Source organism: Erythrobacter sp. W36 (assembly GCF_057364935.1).
In genome coordinates this window covers 1,302,652-1,320,618 of the sequence record NZ_CP200281.1, presented here as the reverse complement: position 1 = coordinate 1,320,618, position 17,967 = coordinate 1,302,652, and the positions used below count along the sequence as shown (strand labels likewise).

Below are 17,967 nucleotides of genomic sequence, written 5' to 3'. Positions count from 1 at the left end.
CAATTTCGCTACCAAAAAGGTACAAGTAACGTGAACACGGTTTATCCATTTGGCGGAAACGCCGCTCACGATGATGCCCGCCAAAAAGACAAGACCGTCACCGGCGGCAAGGGCGCAAACCTGGCGGAGATGGCGGCGATTGGCCTGCCGGTTCCTCCTGGTTTCACGATCACGACCGAGGAATGCGTCCGCTATTTGCAGGAAGGCGCGGATTTCTCCGATGATCTGCGCGCGAATGTAGCGAAGGCGTTGGCGCATATCGAAAGCGCGGTGGGCAAGAGCTTTGGCGATGCGAGCGATCCCTTGCTCGTATCGGTGCGCTCTGGCGCGCGGGTGAGCATGCCGGGCATGATGGACACAGTGCTCAACCTCGGCCTCAATGACGACACGGTAGAGGGGTTGGCGAAAACGTCTGGCGACGAGCGGTTTGCCTGGGACAGCTATCGCCGCTTTGTGCAAATGTATTCCGATGTGGTGCTGGGCGTGGATCACGGCCTGTTCGAAGAGGCGCTGGAAATCTGCAAAGAAGACAATGGCTTTTACGCCGACACTGAACTGAGCGCGGATGATTGGCGCGCTTTGGTGAGCGAATATAAGGGCATCGTCGAAAGCGAACACGGCAAGCCATTCCCGCAGGATGTCGCAGAGCAGCTGTGGGGCGCAATCGCCGCTGTTTTCGATAGCTGGGATGCGGACCGGGCGAAGGTATACCGCCGTCTCAATGACATCCCCAGCGATTGGGGTACCGCCGTCAATGTGCAGGCCATGGTGTTTGGCAATATGGGGGAAACCAGCGCGACCGGCGTCGCCTTCACCCGCGATCCGGCAACCGGCGAGCGGGCGTATTACGGCGAATATCTGATCAATGCTCAGGGTGAAGACGTGGTCGCGGGCATTCGCACGCCGCAATATCTGACAAAAGCGGCCCGCGAGGCGGCGGGTGCAAAACCGCTATCGATGGAAGAGGCCATGCCGGAAGCCTACGGCGAGCTGGCGCGCGTGTTTGACCTGCTCGAGGGGCATTACCGCGACATGCAGGACATCGAGTTCACCGTGGAGCGCGGCAAGCTGTGGATGCTGCAAACGCGCAGCGGCAAGCGGACCGCCAAGGCGGCGCTCAAAATGGCGGTTGAGATGGTGGGCGAGGGCCTGATCGATCAGAAGACCGCGATCCTGCGGGTTGATCCGATGGCGCTTGACCAACTGCTGCACCCGACACTCGATCCCGATGCGCCGCGCAATGTGATGACGACCGGTCTGCCAGCCTCTCCGGGCGCGGCGGCGGGCAAGATTGTGCTCGATGCCGACACGGCGGAGCAATGGTCTGGCCGAGGCGAGAAAGTGATCCTAGTGCGGGTCGAAACCAGCCCAGAGGACATCCACGGCATGCACGCGGCGCAAGGCATCCTGACCGCTCGCGGCGGGATGACGAGCCACGCGGCGGTGGTCGCGCGCGGCATGGGTCGTCCCTGCGTTTCTGGCGCAAACGGCGTTTCGATTGATCTTGCCTCGCGCAGCTTGCGGATTGGCAATCAGGAGCTGAAAGAGGGTGATGAGATCACTCTCGACGGCGCCAATGGTCAGGTGATGCTGGGCATTGTGCCGACGATTGAGCCAGAGCTGGTCGGTGATTTTGGCACTCTGATGGAATGGGCGGATAGGCACCGCCGGATGCGCGTGCGCACCAATGCGGAAACAGCCGGCGGACTGCAAAATGGCGCGGCAATTTGGCGCAGAAGGTATCGGCCTGTGCCGCACGGAGCATATGTTCTTCGACGCGGGCCGGATCAGCGCGGTTCGGCAGATGATCCTGGCCGAGGATGAGGCTGGACGCCGCGCCGCGCTGGAGAAGCTGCTGCCAGAACAGCGCGCAGACTTTACAGCGATTTTCGAGGTGATGACGGGCCTGCCATGCACGATCCGTTTGCTTGATCCGCCGCTGCACGAATTCCTGCCGCATGGCGATGCCGAGTTTGCCGATCTGGCCGACGCGACGGGCCTTGGCGTTGACCACCTCAAACGCCGGGCGGGTGAATTGCACGAGTTCAACCCGATGCTGGGCCACCGGGGCTGCCGCCTAGGGATCACCTATCCTGAGATCTATGAGATGCAGGCGCGCGCGATCTTCGAGGCGGTTTGCGACGTTCAGGCCTCAAGCGGCGAAGCGCCTCTGCCTGAAATCATGGTGCCTTTGGTGGCGACCCGCAAAGAGCTGGCGATTTTGCGCGAGCTGATTGATCGGACCGCCGAAGAGGTGTTCGCTGAGAAGGGCGCGCGGGTTGAGTATCTGGTCGGCACGATGATCGAGTTACCGCGTGCTGCTTTGATGGCGGGCGAAATCGCGCATGAGGGCGCATTCTTTAGCTTCGGCACGAATGATCTGACCCAAACAACCTTGGGCGTGTCACGCGACGATTCGGCGCGTTTCCTGGCGCCATATGTCGATAAAGGCATTTTTGCGCGTGATCCGTTCGTCAGCCTCGATGTCGACGGCGTTGGCCAGCTGGTCGAGCTCGCGGCGGAACGGGGCAGGGCAACACGCGCCGACATCAAGCTGGGGATTTGCGGTGAGCATGGCGGCGATCCCGCCAGTATCGCGTTCTGCGAAGAGGTTGGCCTGGATTACGTTTCCGCATCGCCATACCGCGTGCCAATCGCGCGGTTGGCGGCGGCGCAATCTGCTCTGCGGGACTAACGCCAGCCAGTAAGCGTTAGCAATTCGAAGGTCTCGGTGACGCGGCCTTCGCTGTCCTTCATCGCTTCGAATGCGTCCTGCGCGCGGGCGAGCGCGCTACGCGTCAAAGGCGGCGGTGCGTCGGCCAGCACGTTGGTGAGGGCCTGTTCGCGCAGGTCCGCGATCAAGCGGTCTAGGCTCCGATAGCTGACCTCTACCGTGTGGCTATCAACCACCTGGCGTTTGAAGCCCGCGCGCTCGAGCAGGCCGGTTGCCGCGCGGCTGTCGATCTGAGGGTGGACGCGCGCAGCTGGACGGTCCGCGTCTGCGGTCATCATAATCTGGCGCAGCGCGGGAAGGCTGCCCGCACCAATCATCTGCGCAAACAAGATACCGCCGTCGGCCAAGGCATTGCGATAGTGGAGCAGCGCGCCGGGCAGATCATTGACCGTGTCGAGCCGGTTTAGACTGATGATCAGATCAAGCTCTGATAGGCCGCTTGGCTGCTCCTCATCATAGGATGGCACGGCAGTGAGATCGGCACCCAATCGGCGCAAATCGGCCGAAAGCTCCCCTGTGATTTCGCTGATCACTAGTGCGCGCGACGGCTCAAGCCGCATAAAGCCAATGCGCTCGATGCAATCCTGCTCCAGCTCTTCCGCAAGCCAGCGCGCAGCCCCATCGGCCTGCGCCAATCGGGAAGCGCGCGCTGCTCTCGCCTCGCGACGCACTTTGGAGAAGATCGTTGGAACTTGGCGTGTTTGCATAATCGGCGCTGCCCTGCCGTGCTTGCCACGGCAGTGCAAGCCATGCGACAGTTTGCGCATGGGTTTGGGTGCGCATATCGCCGAAGGGCTGAAGCCTGTCGTGGACTTGGTCTATCCGCCGCGCTGCCCGCTATGCGGCGATGCGACCGCCGATCAGGGCGGGGTTTGCAGCGCGTGCTGGGGCGATCTGGTCATTCCGGGAGAGCCATCGTGCAATTCCTGCGGCAGGCCATTTGGCTCTGATCAGATGGATGAAGAGGCGCTGTGCGCGCCGTGCATGGCTGACCCGCCCAAGCATTCCGGCATTGTGGCGGCTACAGTCTATAACGATGCCTCGCGTAAGCTGATCCTGACGTTCAAGCACGGTGGCAAGATTTCGCTCGCGGGTTTGCTCGGCCGATTGCTGGCAGCGCGGCTTCCTGATCCGGAGGAGGAGGGCGATGCGCCGCCACTATTGATCCCGGTCCCATTGCATCGCTGGCGCCTGTGGCAACGCGGCTTCAACCAGTCGGGGCTCCTTGCCAAAGAGCTGGCGAAGCGGGGCAAGGGCGAAGTGCTTGTCGATGGATTGGTCCGGCGCAAACGCACCCCGAGCTTGGGCGGCCTTGGCGCGAAGGAGCGGCGCAAAACCTTGTCGGGCGCGATTGCGATTCGAGAATCGCGCAAAGCGGCGATCAAGGGGCGCGAAGTGATCTTGGTCGATGATGTTCTCACCAGCGGAGCGACGAGCGATGCCTGCGTCAGCGTGCTGCTGAAAGCAGGCGCTCGGTCGGTCACGATCGCATGCTTTGCGCGTGTTGTAGACAGCGAGTTTGACGCATCGCTCCACCGTATGAGCGTGGCTGAAACGTAAGAAAAAGAAGCCGGAAAACACAACGCCCGAGGCCATTACGACCCCGGGCGCCACGTGACGAAAAAATACGGACCCGCTCTTAAAGAGCTCAGGCAGCCACCCCCTAACTTGGCTACCAGGATCCAATCCCTCATCGTTCGAACTGTCTCTCGCCAACACCCCGCGGCCAGCAGAGAAACAGTTACCCCCTGAACCTGGCATTCTTAAGACGCCGGTATCCGGTGGACAGACCCGCAAAGGCCTGCTGAGAAGCTTTGTCTCATTGGAGTCTTAATTCGCAAAGGTCGAAACCGTTGCCTGGTGGATTTTGCGTAGGCTCTGTGGTTATCGTGCAACAAGCCATCGCATTAGCGGCCCCATTCACCGAAGGATTAACCATTGAACAACAGTTTTGGCGGCGGCGACGCAGCGGAAAAGCGGAACCGCGAGCAGGGTAGCGAGCTGCTGCCGAAGTTTGATGATCGCGGTTTGTTAAGCGCTGTGGTTACCGATTCGGGCACCGGTGAGGTCCTGATGGTTGCCTTCATGAACGCTGAGGCATTGCAAAAAACGATTGAAACGAACCGCGCGCATTTTTGGTCGCGCTCGCGCCAAAGCCTTTGGATGAAGGGCGAAAGCTCTGGCAATGTGCTTGAGGTACAAGAGATGCTGGTGGACTGCGATCAAGATGCGATTGTGCTGAAGGTTAAGCCAGCCGGGCCGACTTGCCATACGGGCGCGCGCAGCTGTTTCTACCGCCGCATAGACGGCGGGGAATTGGTCGATGCCTCTCGTTAAGGTCAATACTTGACGCTCACGTAAAGGTAAGGTAGATGATGGTGCATGGCTACAGCACACGCACAATCATCTTCCCGTAAAGCCGATGTTTCGGACGAAACCGGCCAGCGCCGCAATGGCGCGCATCTCGACCGCCCGGACAAGCACGAGCGCGAACAGTTTTCGATCTCTGATCTGACCAGCGAATTTGAGTGCACTGCACGCGCGCTGCGCTTTTATGAGGACGAGGGGCTTATCTCTCCCGCTCGTGTCGGGCTGACCCGGGTCTATTCAAAGCGTGACCGGGCGAGGCTTGCCTGGATTATGCGGGCCAAGAACGTCGGCTTTAGTCTGACCGAGATTCGCGAGATGATCGATCTGTATGACCTCGACGATGGCCGCGTTGAACAGCGCCGTGTCACGATTGAGAAGTGCCGCACGCATATTGCCAAATTGAAAAGCCAGAGGGCCGACATCGATTCATCGATCAAGGAACTCACCGATTTTGTGGCTGAGATCGAAAAGCTCGATCTTTGACCGCCTAACCCCCTGAATACTCAACACTCCACTAAGGGATCTAGTGATGCCAACATACACCGCTCCAACCCGCGAAACCCGCTTCATCATCAGCGAAATGCTTGACCTAGCGAGCTACGGCAATCTGCCGGGCTTTGAGAATGCGACGCCTGACATGATCGACACGGTCGTGAATGAAGCTGGCAAATTCTGCTCAGAAGTTCTCGCCCCGCTCAACCAGATTGGTGACGAGCAAGGCTGCACCCGCCACGAAGACGGTTCTGTGACGACGCCGGATGGCTTCAAAGAGGCCTATGAAGCCTTAGTTGAGAGCGGTTGGACGACGCTAACCGGGCCAGAGGAATTTGGCGGTCAGGATCTGCCGCATGTTCTTGGCTTTGCGTTTGAGGAGTACATTGGCACCGCGAACCAGGCGTTTGCGATGTATCCCGGCCTCACCGGCGGCGCGACCGCGGCCTTGCTAGCTGCGGGCAGCCAAGAGCAGAAAGAAATGTACGCGCCTAAGATGATCTCAGGCGAATGGTCCGGCACCATGAACCTGACAGAGCCGCATTGCGGCACCGATCTTGGCATGATCCGCACGAAGGCAGAGCCGAAGGGCGATGGCTCTTACGCGATCACTGGCACCAAGATTTTCATCTCCGCCGACGAGCATGATCTCACCAGCAACATCATTCACTTGGTTCTGGCGAAGACGCCGGGCGCACCGGATAGCTCTAAGGGCATTTCGCTGTTCGTGGTTCCAAAGTTCATCGTTGATGAGAACGGCGAACCGGGTGAGCGCAATGGCGTATCTTGCGGCTCCATCGAGAAGAAGATGGGCATTCACGGCAATGCGACCTGCGTCCTCAATTATGACGGCGCCACCGGTTGGATGCTGGGCGAAGAGAACAAAGGGCTCGCCGCCATGTTCGTTATGATGAATGCAGCGCGTCTTGGCGTTGGCATGCAGGGCCTTGCGCAGGCAGAAGTCGCCTATCAGAACGCTGTCACCTATGCTCTTGATCGCCGTCAGGGCCGCGCACTGACCGGTCCAGCAGACACCGACGCTCAGGCTGATCCGATCTTTGTCCACCCGGACGTTCGCCGGATGCTGATGGACGCGAAAGTATTCAACGAAAGCATGCGTGCACTGTGCCTGTGGGGCGCATTACAGGTGGACCTGACGCACAAGGCGCAAACCGAGGAAGAGCGCCAGCTGGCGGATGACCTCATCGGTCTGATGACCCCGGTCATTAAAGGCTATGGCACCGACAAGGGCTATGACATCGCCAACAACATGCAGCAGGTTTACGGCGGCCACGGCTATGTGACCGAGTGGGGCATGGAGCAATTTGTCCGCGATAGCCGGATTGCGATGATCTACGAAGGCACCAACGGCGTGCAGGCAATGGACCTGTGCGGCCGTAAGCTCGCATCAAAGGGTGGCCGCGCGGTTCAAGCGTTCTTCGCGATGATCGACGAAGAGATCGCCTCTGCGAAAGATTCGCCCGAACTGGCTGATGTTGCGACCAAGCTTGAAAAGGCGCTGGGCGAGCAGAAAGCGGCGACCATGTGGTTCATGCAAAACGCGATGGCGAACCCGAACCACCTCGGCGCGGGCGCGCACCACTACATGCACATCATGGGCATTGTGACCCTCGGCTTTATGTGGCTGAAAATGGGTAAGACTGCGCTTCAGCAACTGGCAACGGACACTGAAGACCGCGCGTTCTACGAAGCCAAGCTGACCTCAGCGGCTTACTATGCCGAACGCTTCCTGCCGGATGCGGGCGCGCTGCGCCGCAAGCTGGAAGCTGGCTCTGATAACATGATGAAACTGTCAGCAGACGCATTCGCCACAGCGGCATAACGCCCAATATCATCGTCACGTGAAAAGGCCCGGGAGCGCAAACTCCCGGGCCTTTTTCGTATCACAGAAGCCTGACCCTAGTTGGAACCCGCTCCGGCCATAACTTTCTCGGCCACTTCCTCAATCGAACCGGTGACGAGCAGCGGGCTGCCCCCGACCATTCCGACATTGGTTTGGCCATTTTCACCGGTGCGGAGCCAGGCGATGTTGTCTGCCACCACCATGTAATTTCCGCCGCGCGATTCAAGTAGGATGAATTTCATATCAGTATCTCCAGACCTCGCTTGTAATGAAGCGATAAGGTCAAGATCAGATTAAACTCGCGGCTTGGATCGGGCGTTATTCCACCGGCAGGAAGTCGGGCACGGAGAGATAGCGCTCGCCCGTATCATAGTTAAAGCCAAGCACACGTGTGCCCGCATCCAGCTCTGGCAGCTTCTTCGCGATCGCAGCCAAAGTCGCGCCGCTGGAGATGCCGATCAGCATGCCTTCTTCAGAGGCTGCGCGGCGAGCCATTTCGCGGGCATCCTCTGCGTCAACCGGGATCGCGCCATCGATGGCGTCGGTATGAAGGTTGCCTGGGATAAAACCTGCACCAATACCTTGGATTGGGTGTGGGCCGGGCTGGCCGCCGTTGATGACTGGGGACAGCTCTGGCTCGACACCGTAGGCTTTAAAGCCGCCCCAGTTCTTTTTGAGCTCTTCAGCGCAGCCGGTCAGGTGGCCGCCCGTGCCAACGCCAGTGATCATCACGTCAATCGGTGCGTCGGCAAAATCGGCGAGGATTTCCTTTGCCGTTGTGCGCGCGTGGACCGCGACATTCGCTGGGTTCTCAAACTGGGATGGCATCCAAGCGCCATCGGTGCTCTCGACAATTTCTGTCGCGCGCTCAATCGCGCCCTTCATGCCTTTTTCTTTTGGGGTGAGGTCAAAAGTTGCGCCATAGGCGAGCATCAGGCGGCGGCGCTCAATCGACATGCTTTCCGGCATGACGAGCACCAGCTTATAGCCTTTGACCGCTGCGACCATTGCGAGGCCAATGCCGGTGTTGCCGCTGGTCGGCTCAACGATTGTGCCGCCCGGCGCGAGTTTGCCTGATTGCTCGGCGTCTTCGACCATAGCTAGGGCGATGCGATCCTTGATCGAGCCGCCGGGATTGCTACGCTCTGACTTCAGCCACACTTCATGATTGGGGAACAATCGCGACAGGCGAATATGCGGGGTGTTGCCAATCGTCTCGAGGATGTTTGCAGCTTTCATCTCAGGCCTCCTGATGGTTTTCCTTGGGGGATTTTTTGTCTGATGGTGTGTCTAGCATGTCTTTTGGCGGATCGAAGCTCTTAGTCATCCGCAACACAGGGAATATTCGGCTCCACAGCCCAACGGTTACAATCGCGCCAATTCCCCCGGCTACAACGGCTGCGACTGGTCCAACGGCGCTGGCGAGGAAACCGGAGAACGCGTCCCCACCTTCGTTCGAGGCGCTGATCGTGAGCAGTGAGGCGGAGGACACCCGGCCGCGCTTGTCATCCGGCGTGTGCAGCTGGATCAGCGATTGCCGGATATAGACGCTGAACATATCCGCTGCGCCCACAATCACGAGCATCGCAAGGCTAAGCGGCATCGAAGTGGATAGTCCGAAGACAATCGTCGCGAGGCCGAACACTGCGACGGCCCACAGCATTTTGGGGCCAACATTGGTCTTGAGCGGCCGGAATGAGAACCACAGGGCCGTAACCGCCGCGCCGACCGCAGGTGCTGCGGCGAGGAAGCCTAACCCAACTTCTCCGGCGTTGAGGATATCGCGTGCGTAGACCGGGAAGAGCGCGGTTGCTCCTGCAAGGAACACGGCGAACAGATCGAGCGTGATCGCGCCTAGCACCATCTTGTTGCGGACAACGTAAGACACGCCATCGATGATTGCGCCAATCGGGCGCTGGTCCTTGCGCGTGGCCGGTTGAGGCACTTTGCCAATGATAGACAGTGCGATCAGCGAGACCGCGAATAAGGCGCATGCGGCGAAATAGGGCAGGGCAGGCCCTGCGCGGTACAGCACGCCGCCAATTGCAGGGCCGATGATCATGCCGACCTGCCAAGCGATGGATGACAAAGCGATCGCGGTCGGGAGAAGCGCCTTTGGCACAAGATTGGGAGCCAGCGCTGACAGAGCTGGGCCAGCAAATCCCCGCGCAATGCCCAGCAGGACCGCTATCGAGAACAGAACTGGAAGCGTGATCGCGCCGCTCCACGTAAACCAGGCGAGGGCGGCGGCGCATGCAAATTGCAACAGCACGGTCAATTGCCCAAGGCGCCGCCTGTCAAACCGATCCGCTGCAAGACCCGTAAACGGTGTCAGCACGAACAATGGCAGGAACTGAAACAGGCCGATAAGCGCAAGCTGGCCGGAGGCCTCGGCAATGGTCATCCCGCCGTCGCGCGCGATATTATACGTCTGCCAGCCAATGATCAGCAGCATGGCATATTGCGCCAGCGTCATCGCAAAGCGGCTCACCCAATAGGCGCGGAAATTGTGGACCCGAAACGGGTGGCTGGGGATTTGATCAGTGTCGCTCACGCATGGGCAATGGCAGGCGCATCATGGCCTGCCAAGGTGCGAGAGCTAATTGTTGCAGCGCCGACCGGTCAAACGGACCGATTGCGAAGGGCTAGCGCTTGCGGCGCAGACGCGGATTGGGCTGAAGCGCGTCAATGATATCGACAAAGTCATCAATCCGAATGATGCGCTCAAACTGAAAGCCTGCGCGCTCTTCGTGAATCCAGATCAAATAGGCTTCGATCCGGCCAACAATCGGCAAGCGGATGATCACGCGATCACCGCGATTGAGATTGCCGCTCGCATCGTCGACCATAAAGCCGTGCGCGGACAGGTTTGATACGTGTAATTCTAGGTCGCCGTGCGCAAAGTGCTCCACAATCACCGGGAAATCCACCGGGTGACGTGCAGCTCGACGCATATCAGTGACGCTCAGATTCGCTCCGGCTGACACAGTTCTCGACCCTCCATTATTGTCCGAGTGACAACCCTAATGGATGGAAAAGGCTGATAATTGGTAAAGCTGGCGAAATAGAGCCGTATTTAGACCTGCCGCGAAGGCGGGAATTAGCGGGTAATCAGCCCGTGCTTCTTCTTGCCAAGGCTCAGTTTGAGTGTCTCACCATCCGCTGGCGCTACAAGAAAACCGGGCTCTGTGATTGCCGTGTCATCGATCTTTACCGCGCCCTCGGCGATCTTGCGTTTCGCCTCGCCATTCGATGCAGTGAAGCCGATTTCGGTCAGAACCGCGCCGATCCGCATACCGTCTGCGCCGACCGCCAATGATGGCAAGTCTTCACCTGCGCCGCCGCCAGCAAAAGTCTCCTTCGCAGTTGCTTCGGCCGCATTGGCAGCGTCATCGCCGCGCACCAGCTTAGTCACTTCGTTTGCGAGCACGATCTTGGCATCGTTGATTTCCGCGCCTTCGAGAGATTCAAGCTTGGCGATCTCGTGTAGCGGCAGGTCGGTGAACAATTTCAGGAAACGGCCCACGTCCCGGTCATCGCAATTGCGCCAATATTGCCAGAAATCATAGGCGGGCAATTGATCATCGTTGAGCCAGACGGCGCCCGATGCGGTCTTGCCCATCTTCGCGCCATCCGCCGTGGTCAGCAGCGGCGTTGTCAGGCCGTAAAGCTCGCGGCCCTCCATCCGGCGCGACAATTCCATACCATTGACGATATTGCCCCATTGATCACTGCCGCCCATTTGCAGGCGGCACTCATATCGGCGTGCGAGCTCTAGGAAGTCATAGGCCTGAAGGATCATGTAATTGAATTCGAGGAAGGTAAGGGGCTGCTCCCGGTCGAGGCGCAGGCGGACCGAATCGAACGTCAGCATCCGGTTGACGGTGAAGTGCGGCCCAACATCGCGCAGCAATTCGACATAGCCAAGCTTTGACAGCCACTCGTCATTGTCGACCATCACCGCATCGCTTGGCCCGTCGCCGAATGTCAGCAAACGCTCAAACACAGTGCGGATCGAAGCGATATTGTCCTGAATTGCGTCCCCGGTCAGCAATTTGCGGCTTTCATCCTTGCCAGAAGGGTCGCCGACCTTTGTCGTGCCGCCGCCCATCACAACAATCGGCTTGTGGCCGGTCTGTTGCAGACGGCGCAGCATCATGATCTGGACCAGGCTGCCCACGTGCAGGCTCGGCGCGGTCGCATCAAAGCCGATATATCCCGGCACAACCTGCTTAGCTGCGAGCTGATCGAGCGCGCCGCTGTCGGTGACTTGGTGGATGTAGCCGCGTTCATCGAGCAGCTGGAGCAGATCAGATTCGTATGCTTTCATGATGGCGAGCGCTTAACAGTGTGCGAAGCGGCGGGAAAGTCATGAATGGCCATTGTCTGCCGCGCGTTGCTCAGCGATAGCCATGCCATGCAACCACTTATGCTTCATCGGACATGCGATCTTGGGCCCATTAACGCGGTGACAGCGCAGATTGCGCCCACGGCGGTAGGCTGTGATGCGGAGTTTCGCTTTGACGGGGCGATTGGCGGGATCAAAGTGCCTCAGCACGCCGGGCCAGAGCGCAAAGACTTCCTGTGGAAGACCACCTGCTTTGAGATTTTCTGGCAGCCGATTGGCGGAACATTCTACCGGGAGTTCAACCTCTCGCCCTCTTCACGTTGGGCGGCCTATGATTTTGATGACTTTCGCGAGGGCGCTTGTGATGCTCCGGTGGATGCGATTGCCGTATCATGCTCGTATAGTGACAATGAGCTGGTGCTAAGGGCCAGCATAGCCGCCGACTTGCCCAGTCCTGCGCAGGTCGCGCTCAACGCAATTGTTGAGCACAATGACGGAGCGATCCAATATTGGGCGCTCGCATTCCCACCGGGAAAGCCGGAGTTTCACAGCGAAGCCTGCCTGCAATTGGTGGTCGAGCGTTAGCTTTCCTGCGCGGCACCATCGCCAAAGGGGCGGTTGAGCTGCACGATCTTCCAATTGAGGAACGCCGCGAAGGTCACCCATGTAAGATATGGCGCATTCAGCCAGCCTGCGAGCGCGGAGTAATTCGGCAAAACCAGCACCAGCGAAAGCACCGAAAGCCACAGAAAGGCGTTTTCAAAAAGAGCCCAATCGGGCCGTTTCGCTTTGAAAAACAGCGGCGACCAAGCAAGGTGCAGCGCGAAGTTCATTCCAAACAGCCCTGCGATAACTCGCTGATCAGCGGGCGAGGGCGCGTTAGCCCACGCGAGATACAGGCTCCAGGCGGACAGGCCGAGGATGATCGTCCATGCTGGACCAAACAACCAATCCGGTGGCTGCCAGCTTGGCTTGTTAAGCTCGCGATACCACTCGCCAATTTCGGTCAGCAGGCCGCCCGCTCCGCCGAGAATGATCGCCCAAAGGGCCGCGATAATAGCGAGGGTCCAGTCCATAAGCCGCTGCTATAACCACAATTGATCAAAGCGCACAAAATCTATGTGCAAAAGCGAGTTGCCTTTGCCGCGCGCCTGCCGCAAATCCGTGCCCATGAAGTTTGGAATTGATCGCCTGTTGGCAGACAAGCAATTGCTCAGCGCCCTGGAGGGCAAACGCGTTGCATTGGTCGCGCACCCGGCCAGTGTCACCGCTGACCTAACCCATTCGCTCGACGCGCTGATCGCCGCCGGGGTGAACGTCACGAGCGCGTTTGGTCCGCAGCATGGGCTAAAAGGCGATAAGCAGGACAATATGGTGGAGACGGCGGACGAGACCGATCCGCAATACGGCATTCCCGTGTTCTCGCTCTATGGCGAAGTGCGCCGTCCGACCGGTCAAATGATGTCGAGCGCCGATGTCTTTTTGTTTGATCTTCAGGATCTTGGGTGCCGGATCTACACCTTTGTGACGACGCTGCTCTACCTACTGGAAGAAGCGGGCGAAGGGGGCAAAGAGGTCTGGGTGCTGGATCGCCCCAACCCCGCTGGCCGACCGGTTGAGGGCACCCTGCTAGTGCCCGGCCACGAAAGCTTCGTCGGAGCCGCGCCTATGCCGATGCGGCATGGCCTGACGCTCGGCGAGATGGGGCACTGGTTCATTGCGCACTTTGGCCTTGATGTGGATTACCGCGTGGTCGCCATGGAGGGCTGGGAGCCAAGCGGTGAGGGGCATGGCTGGCCCACGTCCCGGATCTGGATCAACCCTTCGCCCAATGCCGCCAATGTGAACATGGCCCGCGCCTATGCGGGCACAGTGATGATCGAAGGCGCCACTGTGTCAGAAGGCCGCGGGACCACGCGGCCGCTGGAGGTCTTATTCGGCGCGCCAGACATTGATGCAAAGGCTGTGCTGGCAGAGATGCATGGCCTCCAACCTGATTGGGTTCAGGGCTGCGCTCTGCGCGATTGTTGGTTCGAGCCGACCTTTCACAAGCATACAGGAAAGCTGTGTAACGCTCTGATGATCCATGCAGAAGGCCCGCATTACGATCATGATATGTTTAAGCCGTGGCGTCTTCAGGCACTGGCTTTCAAAGCGATCCGCAGCCTTTATCCCGACTATGAATTGTGGCGCGGGACGGACTTCAAATATGAGTACACCAATGATGTGCTGGCGATTGATGTGATCAATGGCGGACCATCTTTGCGCGAATGGGTCGACGATGCAGCCGCGCGGCCAAGCGATCTCGACGCGCTGGCGTCAAACGACGAGGCAGCGTGGGTGCTGACCGTTAGGGAGCATTTGCTCTACCAATGAGTGACCATCCTTCGCCAAGCCCCACAATGTCTGAAGCCGCCGCAGACGCACAGCTGGCGTCCAATCGGCAGAACCCCGATGCGTTGGCATGTAAGGCTGATCACCGATTACTGGCTGAGGATCACCGTGCTGCCTCCGCCTATTATCGCGCGGCTCAGCAAGCCTTGAACCAGGCTGGACGTGGCTCAGGATGGCTTGCAATGCAGATCGCGACGACCATCGAATGGCTTCACCAGCGCTACATGGACCACATTGTTACAAGCCTGGCCGAGGCGGGGTTTGAGCAATCAGATTGGCACCCACGTTTCGCCAAGTCGCTCGCCATGATGTTTGGCAAAGCCGAACGGCCCGCGGAGACTAGAGCGTACCCGCAAATTCCGATGTCATTTTTCTATGCCGATATGAGCTATTGCGAGTTTGCCTCGCGTGAGCAGTTTGAATGGGCGGAGGCGTTGGAGGCTCAGACCGATGCTATTAAGCGCGAAGCCGAAGTGATATTGCAGAATAATCAGGCGTTTGATGCTTATGTGCAATCGGCCAAAGATCGACCACAGGGCGATGTTCATGGAATGCTTGGGAACGCAGGTTGGTCAAGTTTTGAACTTGCGAACAAAGGCGTATTTGACCCGAAGCAAACGGCATCGTGCCCGGTAACTCACGCGGCGCTTAAGGAGCTTCCACTGTGTCGAATTGCCAATCGCGCGCCGACGCCGATGTTTTCGTTGCTTCGGGCAGGCGAAACGATCCCGCCGCACACTGGCATGATCAACGTCCGTTATGTTTGCCACTTGCCTTTGATAGTGCCCGGCAATGGGGCATTGCGGGTTGGTTCGACCTCACAAGAGTGGCGCGAAGGCCAGCTCATGATGTTTGACGACAGCGTCGAACACGAAGCCTACAATCGCGCTGATACTGATAGACTAGTGCTAATTTTTGATGTTTGGCGCCCAGAGCTTGAATTGGTGGAGCGTGAACAACTCAACGCAATGTTTGAGGCGGTTGATTCTGTACTAATCGAACGTGCCGATCAATGTCCCTGCTTCCTTGAAAGCTCCCGCGTCGCATCGTCCAGGCCATCCAACGTCAGCGGGTACATCCGGTCATTGACCAATTGCTTCAGCATTTTGGTGGATTGTGAATAGCTCCACTGCTTTTCGGGCACTGGGTTCAGCCAGACGGTCGCTGGATAGGTGTTGGTCACCCGGTTCATCCAGATCGCGCCGGCTTCTTCGTTCATATGCTCGACGCTGCCGCCGGCGTGGGTGATTTCATACGGGCTCATTGCCGCATCACCCACAAAGATCACTTTGTAATCATGGCCGAATTTGTGCAGCACATCCCAGGTCTTCGTGCGTTCCTGCCAGCGCCGCGAATTGTCTTTCCACACGCCTTCGTAAAGACAATTGTGAAAGTAGAAGAATTCGAGGTTCTTGAACTCTGAAGAGGCTGCGCTGAACAGCTCTTCGCAAAGCTTGATGAAGGGATCCATCGACCCGCCAACATCGAGGAACAGCAGCAGTTTCACCGCATTGTGCCGTTCGGGACGCATGTGAATGTCGAGCCAGCCCTGCTTAGCGGTGCCATCGATGGTCGCATCCAGATCGAGCTCATCAGCCACGCCTTCGCGGGCAAAGCGGCGCAGGCGGCGCAGCGCCATCTTGATGTTGCGCGTGCCTAGCTCTTTGGTGTTGTCGAGGTTCTGAAACTCGCGCTTTTCCCAGACTTTGATCGCGCGCTTGTGCTTGCTCTCGCCGCCGATCCGAACGCCTTCCGGGTTATAGCCTCCGTGGCCGAACGGTGATGTCCCACCGGTTCCAATCCACTTATTGCCGCCTTCGTGGCGTTTTTCCTGCTCCTCAAGGCGCTTTTTCAGCGTGTCCATAATCTCGTCCCAATCGCCCAGGGATTTGATCTTCTCCATTTCTTCTTCGCTGAGAAACTTCTCTGCCACGGCCTTCAGCCAGTCTTCGGGAATATCGACCGGGTTTTGGCCGTAATCGGACAGAATGCCTTTGAAGACCTTGTTGAACACCTGATCAAAGCGATCGATCAACCCCTCGTCTTTCACGAAAGTCGCCCGGCTGAGGTAGTAGAATGCCTCAGGCGTCTGCTCGATCACATCTTTGTCGAGCGCCTCCAACAGAGTGAGGTGCTCTTTGAAACTGGCCGAAATCCCGGCTTCACGAAGTTCGTCGACGAAATTGAAAAACATGGCCGAAGCTCTAACTGCAGTGGTGCGCTAGCGCTAGTCCTGAATGCAGGACCATGAGCGCGGCCGCCGGCAAATTGAGCCACTTTCTCCGCCTCCTTAAGTCTTCGCTAACCATCACTGGTTACGGGTGTTCGGGACAGAAGATCGGGGACCCGGCGGCTATGAAGCCTATTGAAATTGATAAGACAAATGCAGCGTCGCTTAACGCCATTCCAGAGAGCTGCGCGGCGGTTACCGTTGGCTGCACCGACGTTGCGGGTGTTGTAGCGGAAGTAATCCGTTCGTCTGAAGCCCTGCGTGAAGAGCACGAGGCCCTGCGCGGCACTGTGAGCGCGTTGGAGGCCGACCAAGCGAAAGTGTCAGAGGCGAGTGACGAAGCCCGCCTGCTTTCAGAGCGCGCGATTGAGCGATTGGGCGAGGGCACTTCGTTGATCCGTTCGTCCTTGGGTCAGATTAACGCGGTGCTTGAATTGGTGGACACCCTTGGCCAGCACGTAACGGGTTTTGCGGCGGCGATGGATCAAGTGAGGCGCAGCGCGCAAGATATTGATCAGATTGCTGAAACCACTAATATTCTGGCGTTGAACGCTACGATTGAAGCAATGCGAGCTGGCGAGGCTGGCCGCACATTTGCGGTTGTGGCGGGCGAAGTCAAAAGCCTCGCCAACGACACACGCAAAGCCACCGAAGAAATCTCGAAAACTATCGATACGCTAGGCGCGGAGGCCAGCGTGGTTATTGGGCAGATCGAAGAAGGCTCACTGGCCAGCGACGAAGCGAAAGCCTCTGTTTCGCGGATCGAAACCACGATCAGCAGCGTTGGCGAATTGGTCGAAGAAGTCGATAAGCAGAACGATGTTATTGCGCGTTCGACCGGGACCATCAGCGGTCACGTCTCATCGGTTCAGGACGTGCTTGAGCGCTATGACCTCGCGGCACGCGGCAATGAAAAGCAGCTTGAAGGCGCGCATGAGCGCATGGGCGAATTGGAGCTCACGGCGAGCGAAATGTTCGACCGGATCGTGCAATCGGGAATGAGCCCAGTCGACAGCTCAATGGTCGAAAAGGCACAGGGTGTCGCCAAGAGGATTCTTGGATTGGCCGAGCAGGCAATCGAATCTGGTGAGCTGACCATGGATCAGCTGTTTGACCAGAATTACAAAGAAGTACCGGGCACAAACCCGCAATTGTTCCGCACCGCCTTCAGTGATTGGGCCGATGCCAATTGGCGTCCAATCAACGACACGCTCTATGATGAGCCTGGCGCGGTGATCATGTGTTCTCAGGCTGATATGAATGGCTTCCTGCCAACCCATATCACCGCATGGTCACGCAAGCCAACCGGCGAGCTTGCGCATGATACCAAATATTGCCGCAATGGTCGCAAGATCATGGAGGCGATCGACCACAAAGCGAAAGCCAGCAACGCGCCCTACATGATGGCGATTTACCGCCAGGAGGGGGACGGTAAAACCTATCGTATTGTGCGCAACGTCTACATTCCGCTGGTTATCAATGGCCGCCGTTGGGGCGATTTTGAAATGGCGTACGAACTGTAAGGTTCAATCCGC

16 protein-coding genes and 1 pseudogene are annotated in these 17,967 nt (G+C 58.4%); 9 read left to right on the top strand and 8 right to left on the bottom strand.

The features are described from left to right. Positions 1-30: 30 nt before the first annotated feature. A pseudogene (gene ppdK / locus AC0V6U_RS06515) lies at positions 31-2,695 on the top strand (pyruvate, phosphate dikinase). Here the strand turns inward: ppdK and AC0V6U_RS06510 are convergent. Beyond that, positions 2,692-3,441, bottom strand: a complete 750-nt coding sequence (locus AC0V6U_RS06510; RefSeq protein WP_472645361.1) for a class I SAM-dependent methyltransferase — start codon at positions 3,439-3,441, stop codon at positions 2,692-2,694. The pseudogene ppdK and the gene AC0V6U_RS06510 sit on opposite strands and share 4 nt — an antisense overlap. A 58-nt stretch (positions 3,442-3,499) precedes the next feature. Here AC0V6U_RS06510 and AC0V6U_RS06505 point away from each other — a divergent pair, with 58 nt between their 5' ends. The 4 genes from AC0V6U_RS06505 (at position 3,500) to AC0V6U_RS06490 (ending at position 7,439) form a co-directional block, all read left to right on the top strand. After that, positions 3,500-4,294, top strand: a complete 795-nt coding sequence (locus AC0V6U_RS06505) for a double zinc ribbon domain-containing protein (protein ID WP_472645360.1) — start codon at positions 3,500-3,502, stop codon at positions 4,292-4,294. 378 nt (positions 4,295-4,672) lie between these two features. Further along, complete coding sequence (gene hisI, locus AC0V6U_RS06500; RefSeq protein ID WP_472645359.1) at positions 4,673-5,071, top strand: phosphoribosyl-AMP cyclohydrolase; 399 nt, start codon at positions 4,673-4,675, stop codon at positions 5,069-5,071. 45 nt (positions 5,072-5,116) lie between these two features. Further along, positions 5,117-5,587, top strand: coding sequence for a MerR family transcriptional regulator (locus AC0V6U_RS06495; protein WP_472645358.1), 471 nt, complete (start codon positions 5,117-5,119; stop codon positions 5,585-5,587). A gap of 46 nt (positions 5,588-5,633) precedes the next feature. Further along, on the top strand, positions 5,634-7,439 hold the full coding sequence (locus AC0V6U_RS06490; RefSeq protein ID WP_472645357.1) for an acyl-CoA dehydrogenase C-terminal domain-containing protein: 1,806 nt from the start codon (positions 5,634-5,636) through the stop codon (positions 7,437-7,439). A 77-nt stretch (positions 7,440-7,516) separates the two neighbouring features. Here AC0V6U_RS06490 and AC0V6U_RS06485 read toward each other — a convergent pair whose 3' ends face one another. The 5 genes from AC0V6U_RS06485 to tyrS form a co-directional block, all read right to left on the bottom strand. Next, positions 7,517-7,702 (bottom strand): hypothetical protein, encoded by a 186-nt coding sequence (locus tag AC0V6U_RS06485; protein WP_472645356.1) that lies wholly within the window; start codon positions 7,700-7,702, stop codon positions 7,517-7,519. A gap of 76 nt (positions 7,703-7,778) precedes the next feature. Further along, complete coding sequence (gene cysK / locus AC0V6U_RS06480; protein ID WP_472645355.1) at positions 7,779-8,699, bottom strand: cysteine synthase A; 921 nt, start codon at positions 8,697-8,699, stop codon at positions 7,779-7,781. Between the two features lies 1 nt (position 8,700). Beyond that, a complete protein-coding gene (locus tag AC0V6U_RS06475; protein WP_472645354.1) occupies positions 8,701-10,014 on the bottom strand; it encodes an MFS transporter in 1,314 nt (437 codons plus the stop codon). A gap of 91 nt (positions 10,015-10,105) precedes the next feature. Beyond that, a complete protein-coding gene (locus AC0V6U_RS06470; RefSeq protein WP_472645353.1) occupies positions 10,106-10,447 on the bottom strand; it encodes a PilZ domain-containing protein in 342 nt (113 codons plus the stop codon). A gap of 113 nt (positions 10,448-10,560) precedes the next feature. Further along, entirely contained in the window at positions 10,561-11,790 is a 1,230-nt protein-coding gene (gene tyrS, locus AC0V6U_RS06465) for a tyrosine--tRNA ligase (RefSeq protein ID WP_472645352.1), read from the bottom strand. Positions 11,791-11,928: 138 nt separating this feature from the next. Here tyrS and AC0V6U_RS06460 point away from each other — a divergent pair, with 138 nt between their 5' ends. Beyond that, the gene (locus tag AC0V6U_RS06460) at positions 11,929-12,393 is read left to right on the top strand and encodes a DOMON domain-containing protein (RefSeq protein WP_472645351.1); all 465 of its coding nucleotides are present in this window, start codon (positions 11,929-11,931) and stop codon (positions 12,391-12,393) included. Here the strand turns inward: AC0V6U_RS06460 and AC0V6U_RS06455 are convergent. Continuing rightward, on the bottom strand, positions 12,390-12,884 hold the full coding sequence (locus AC0V6U_RS06455) for a TspO/MBR family protein (protein WP_472645350.1): 495 nt from the start codon (positions 12,882-12,884) through the stop codon (positions 12,390-12,392). The genes AC0V6U_RS06460 and AC0V6U_RS06455 overlap by 4 nt on opposite strands. Before the next feature lie 94 nt (positions 12,885-12,978). Between AC0V6U_RS06455 and AC0V6U_RS06450 the strand changes: the two genes are divergently transcribed. Both AC0V6U_RS06450 and AC0V6U_RS06445 read left to right on the top strand, forming a co-directional pair. Continuing rightward, a complete protein-coding gene (locus AC0V6U_RS06450) occupies positions 12,979-14,184 on the top strand; it encodes an exo-beta-N-acetylmuramidase NamZ family protein (RefSeq protein ID WP_472645349.1) in 1,206 nt (401 codons plus the stop codon). A gap of 26 nt (positions 14,185-14,210) precedes the next feature. After that, entirely contained in the window at positions 14,211-15,326 is a 1,116-nt protein-coding gene (locus tag AC0V6U_RS06445; protein WP_472645348.1) for an aspartyl/asparaginyl beta-hydroxylase domain-containing protein, read from the top strand. On the opposite strand, the gene AC0V6U_RS06440 is transcribed toward AC0V6U_RS06445, so the two are convergent. Then, the gene (locus tag AC0V6U_RS06440; protein WP_472645347.1) at positions 15,212-16,396 is read right to left on the bottom strand and encodes a vWA domain-containing protein; all 1,185 of its coding nucleotides are present in this window, start codon (positions 16,394-16,396) and stop codon (positions 15,212-15,214) included. The two genes, AC0V6U_RS06445 and AC0V6U_RS06440, sit on opposite strands and share 115 nt — an antisense overlap. A gap of 161 nt (positions 16,397-16,557) precedes the next feature. On the opposite strand from AC0V6U_RS06440, the gene AC0V6U_RS06435 reads away from it, so the two are divergent. Further along, positions 16,558-17,955: a methyl-accepting chemotaxis protein gene (locus AC0V6U_RS06435; protein ID WP_472645346.1), complete on the top strand. Its 1,398-nt coding sequence runs from the start codon at positions 16,558-16,560 to the stop codon at positions 17,953-17,955. Positions 17,956-17,967 lie beyond the last annotated feature (12 nt).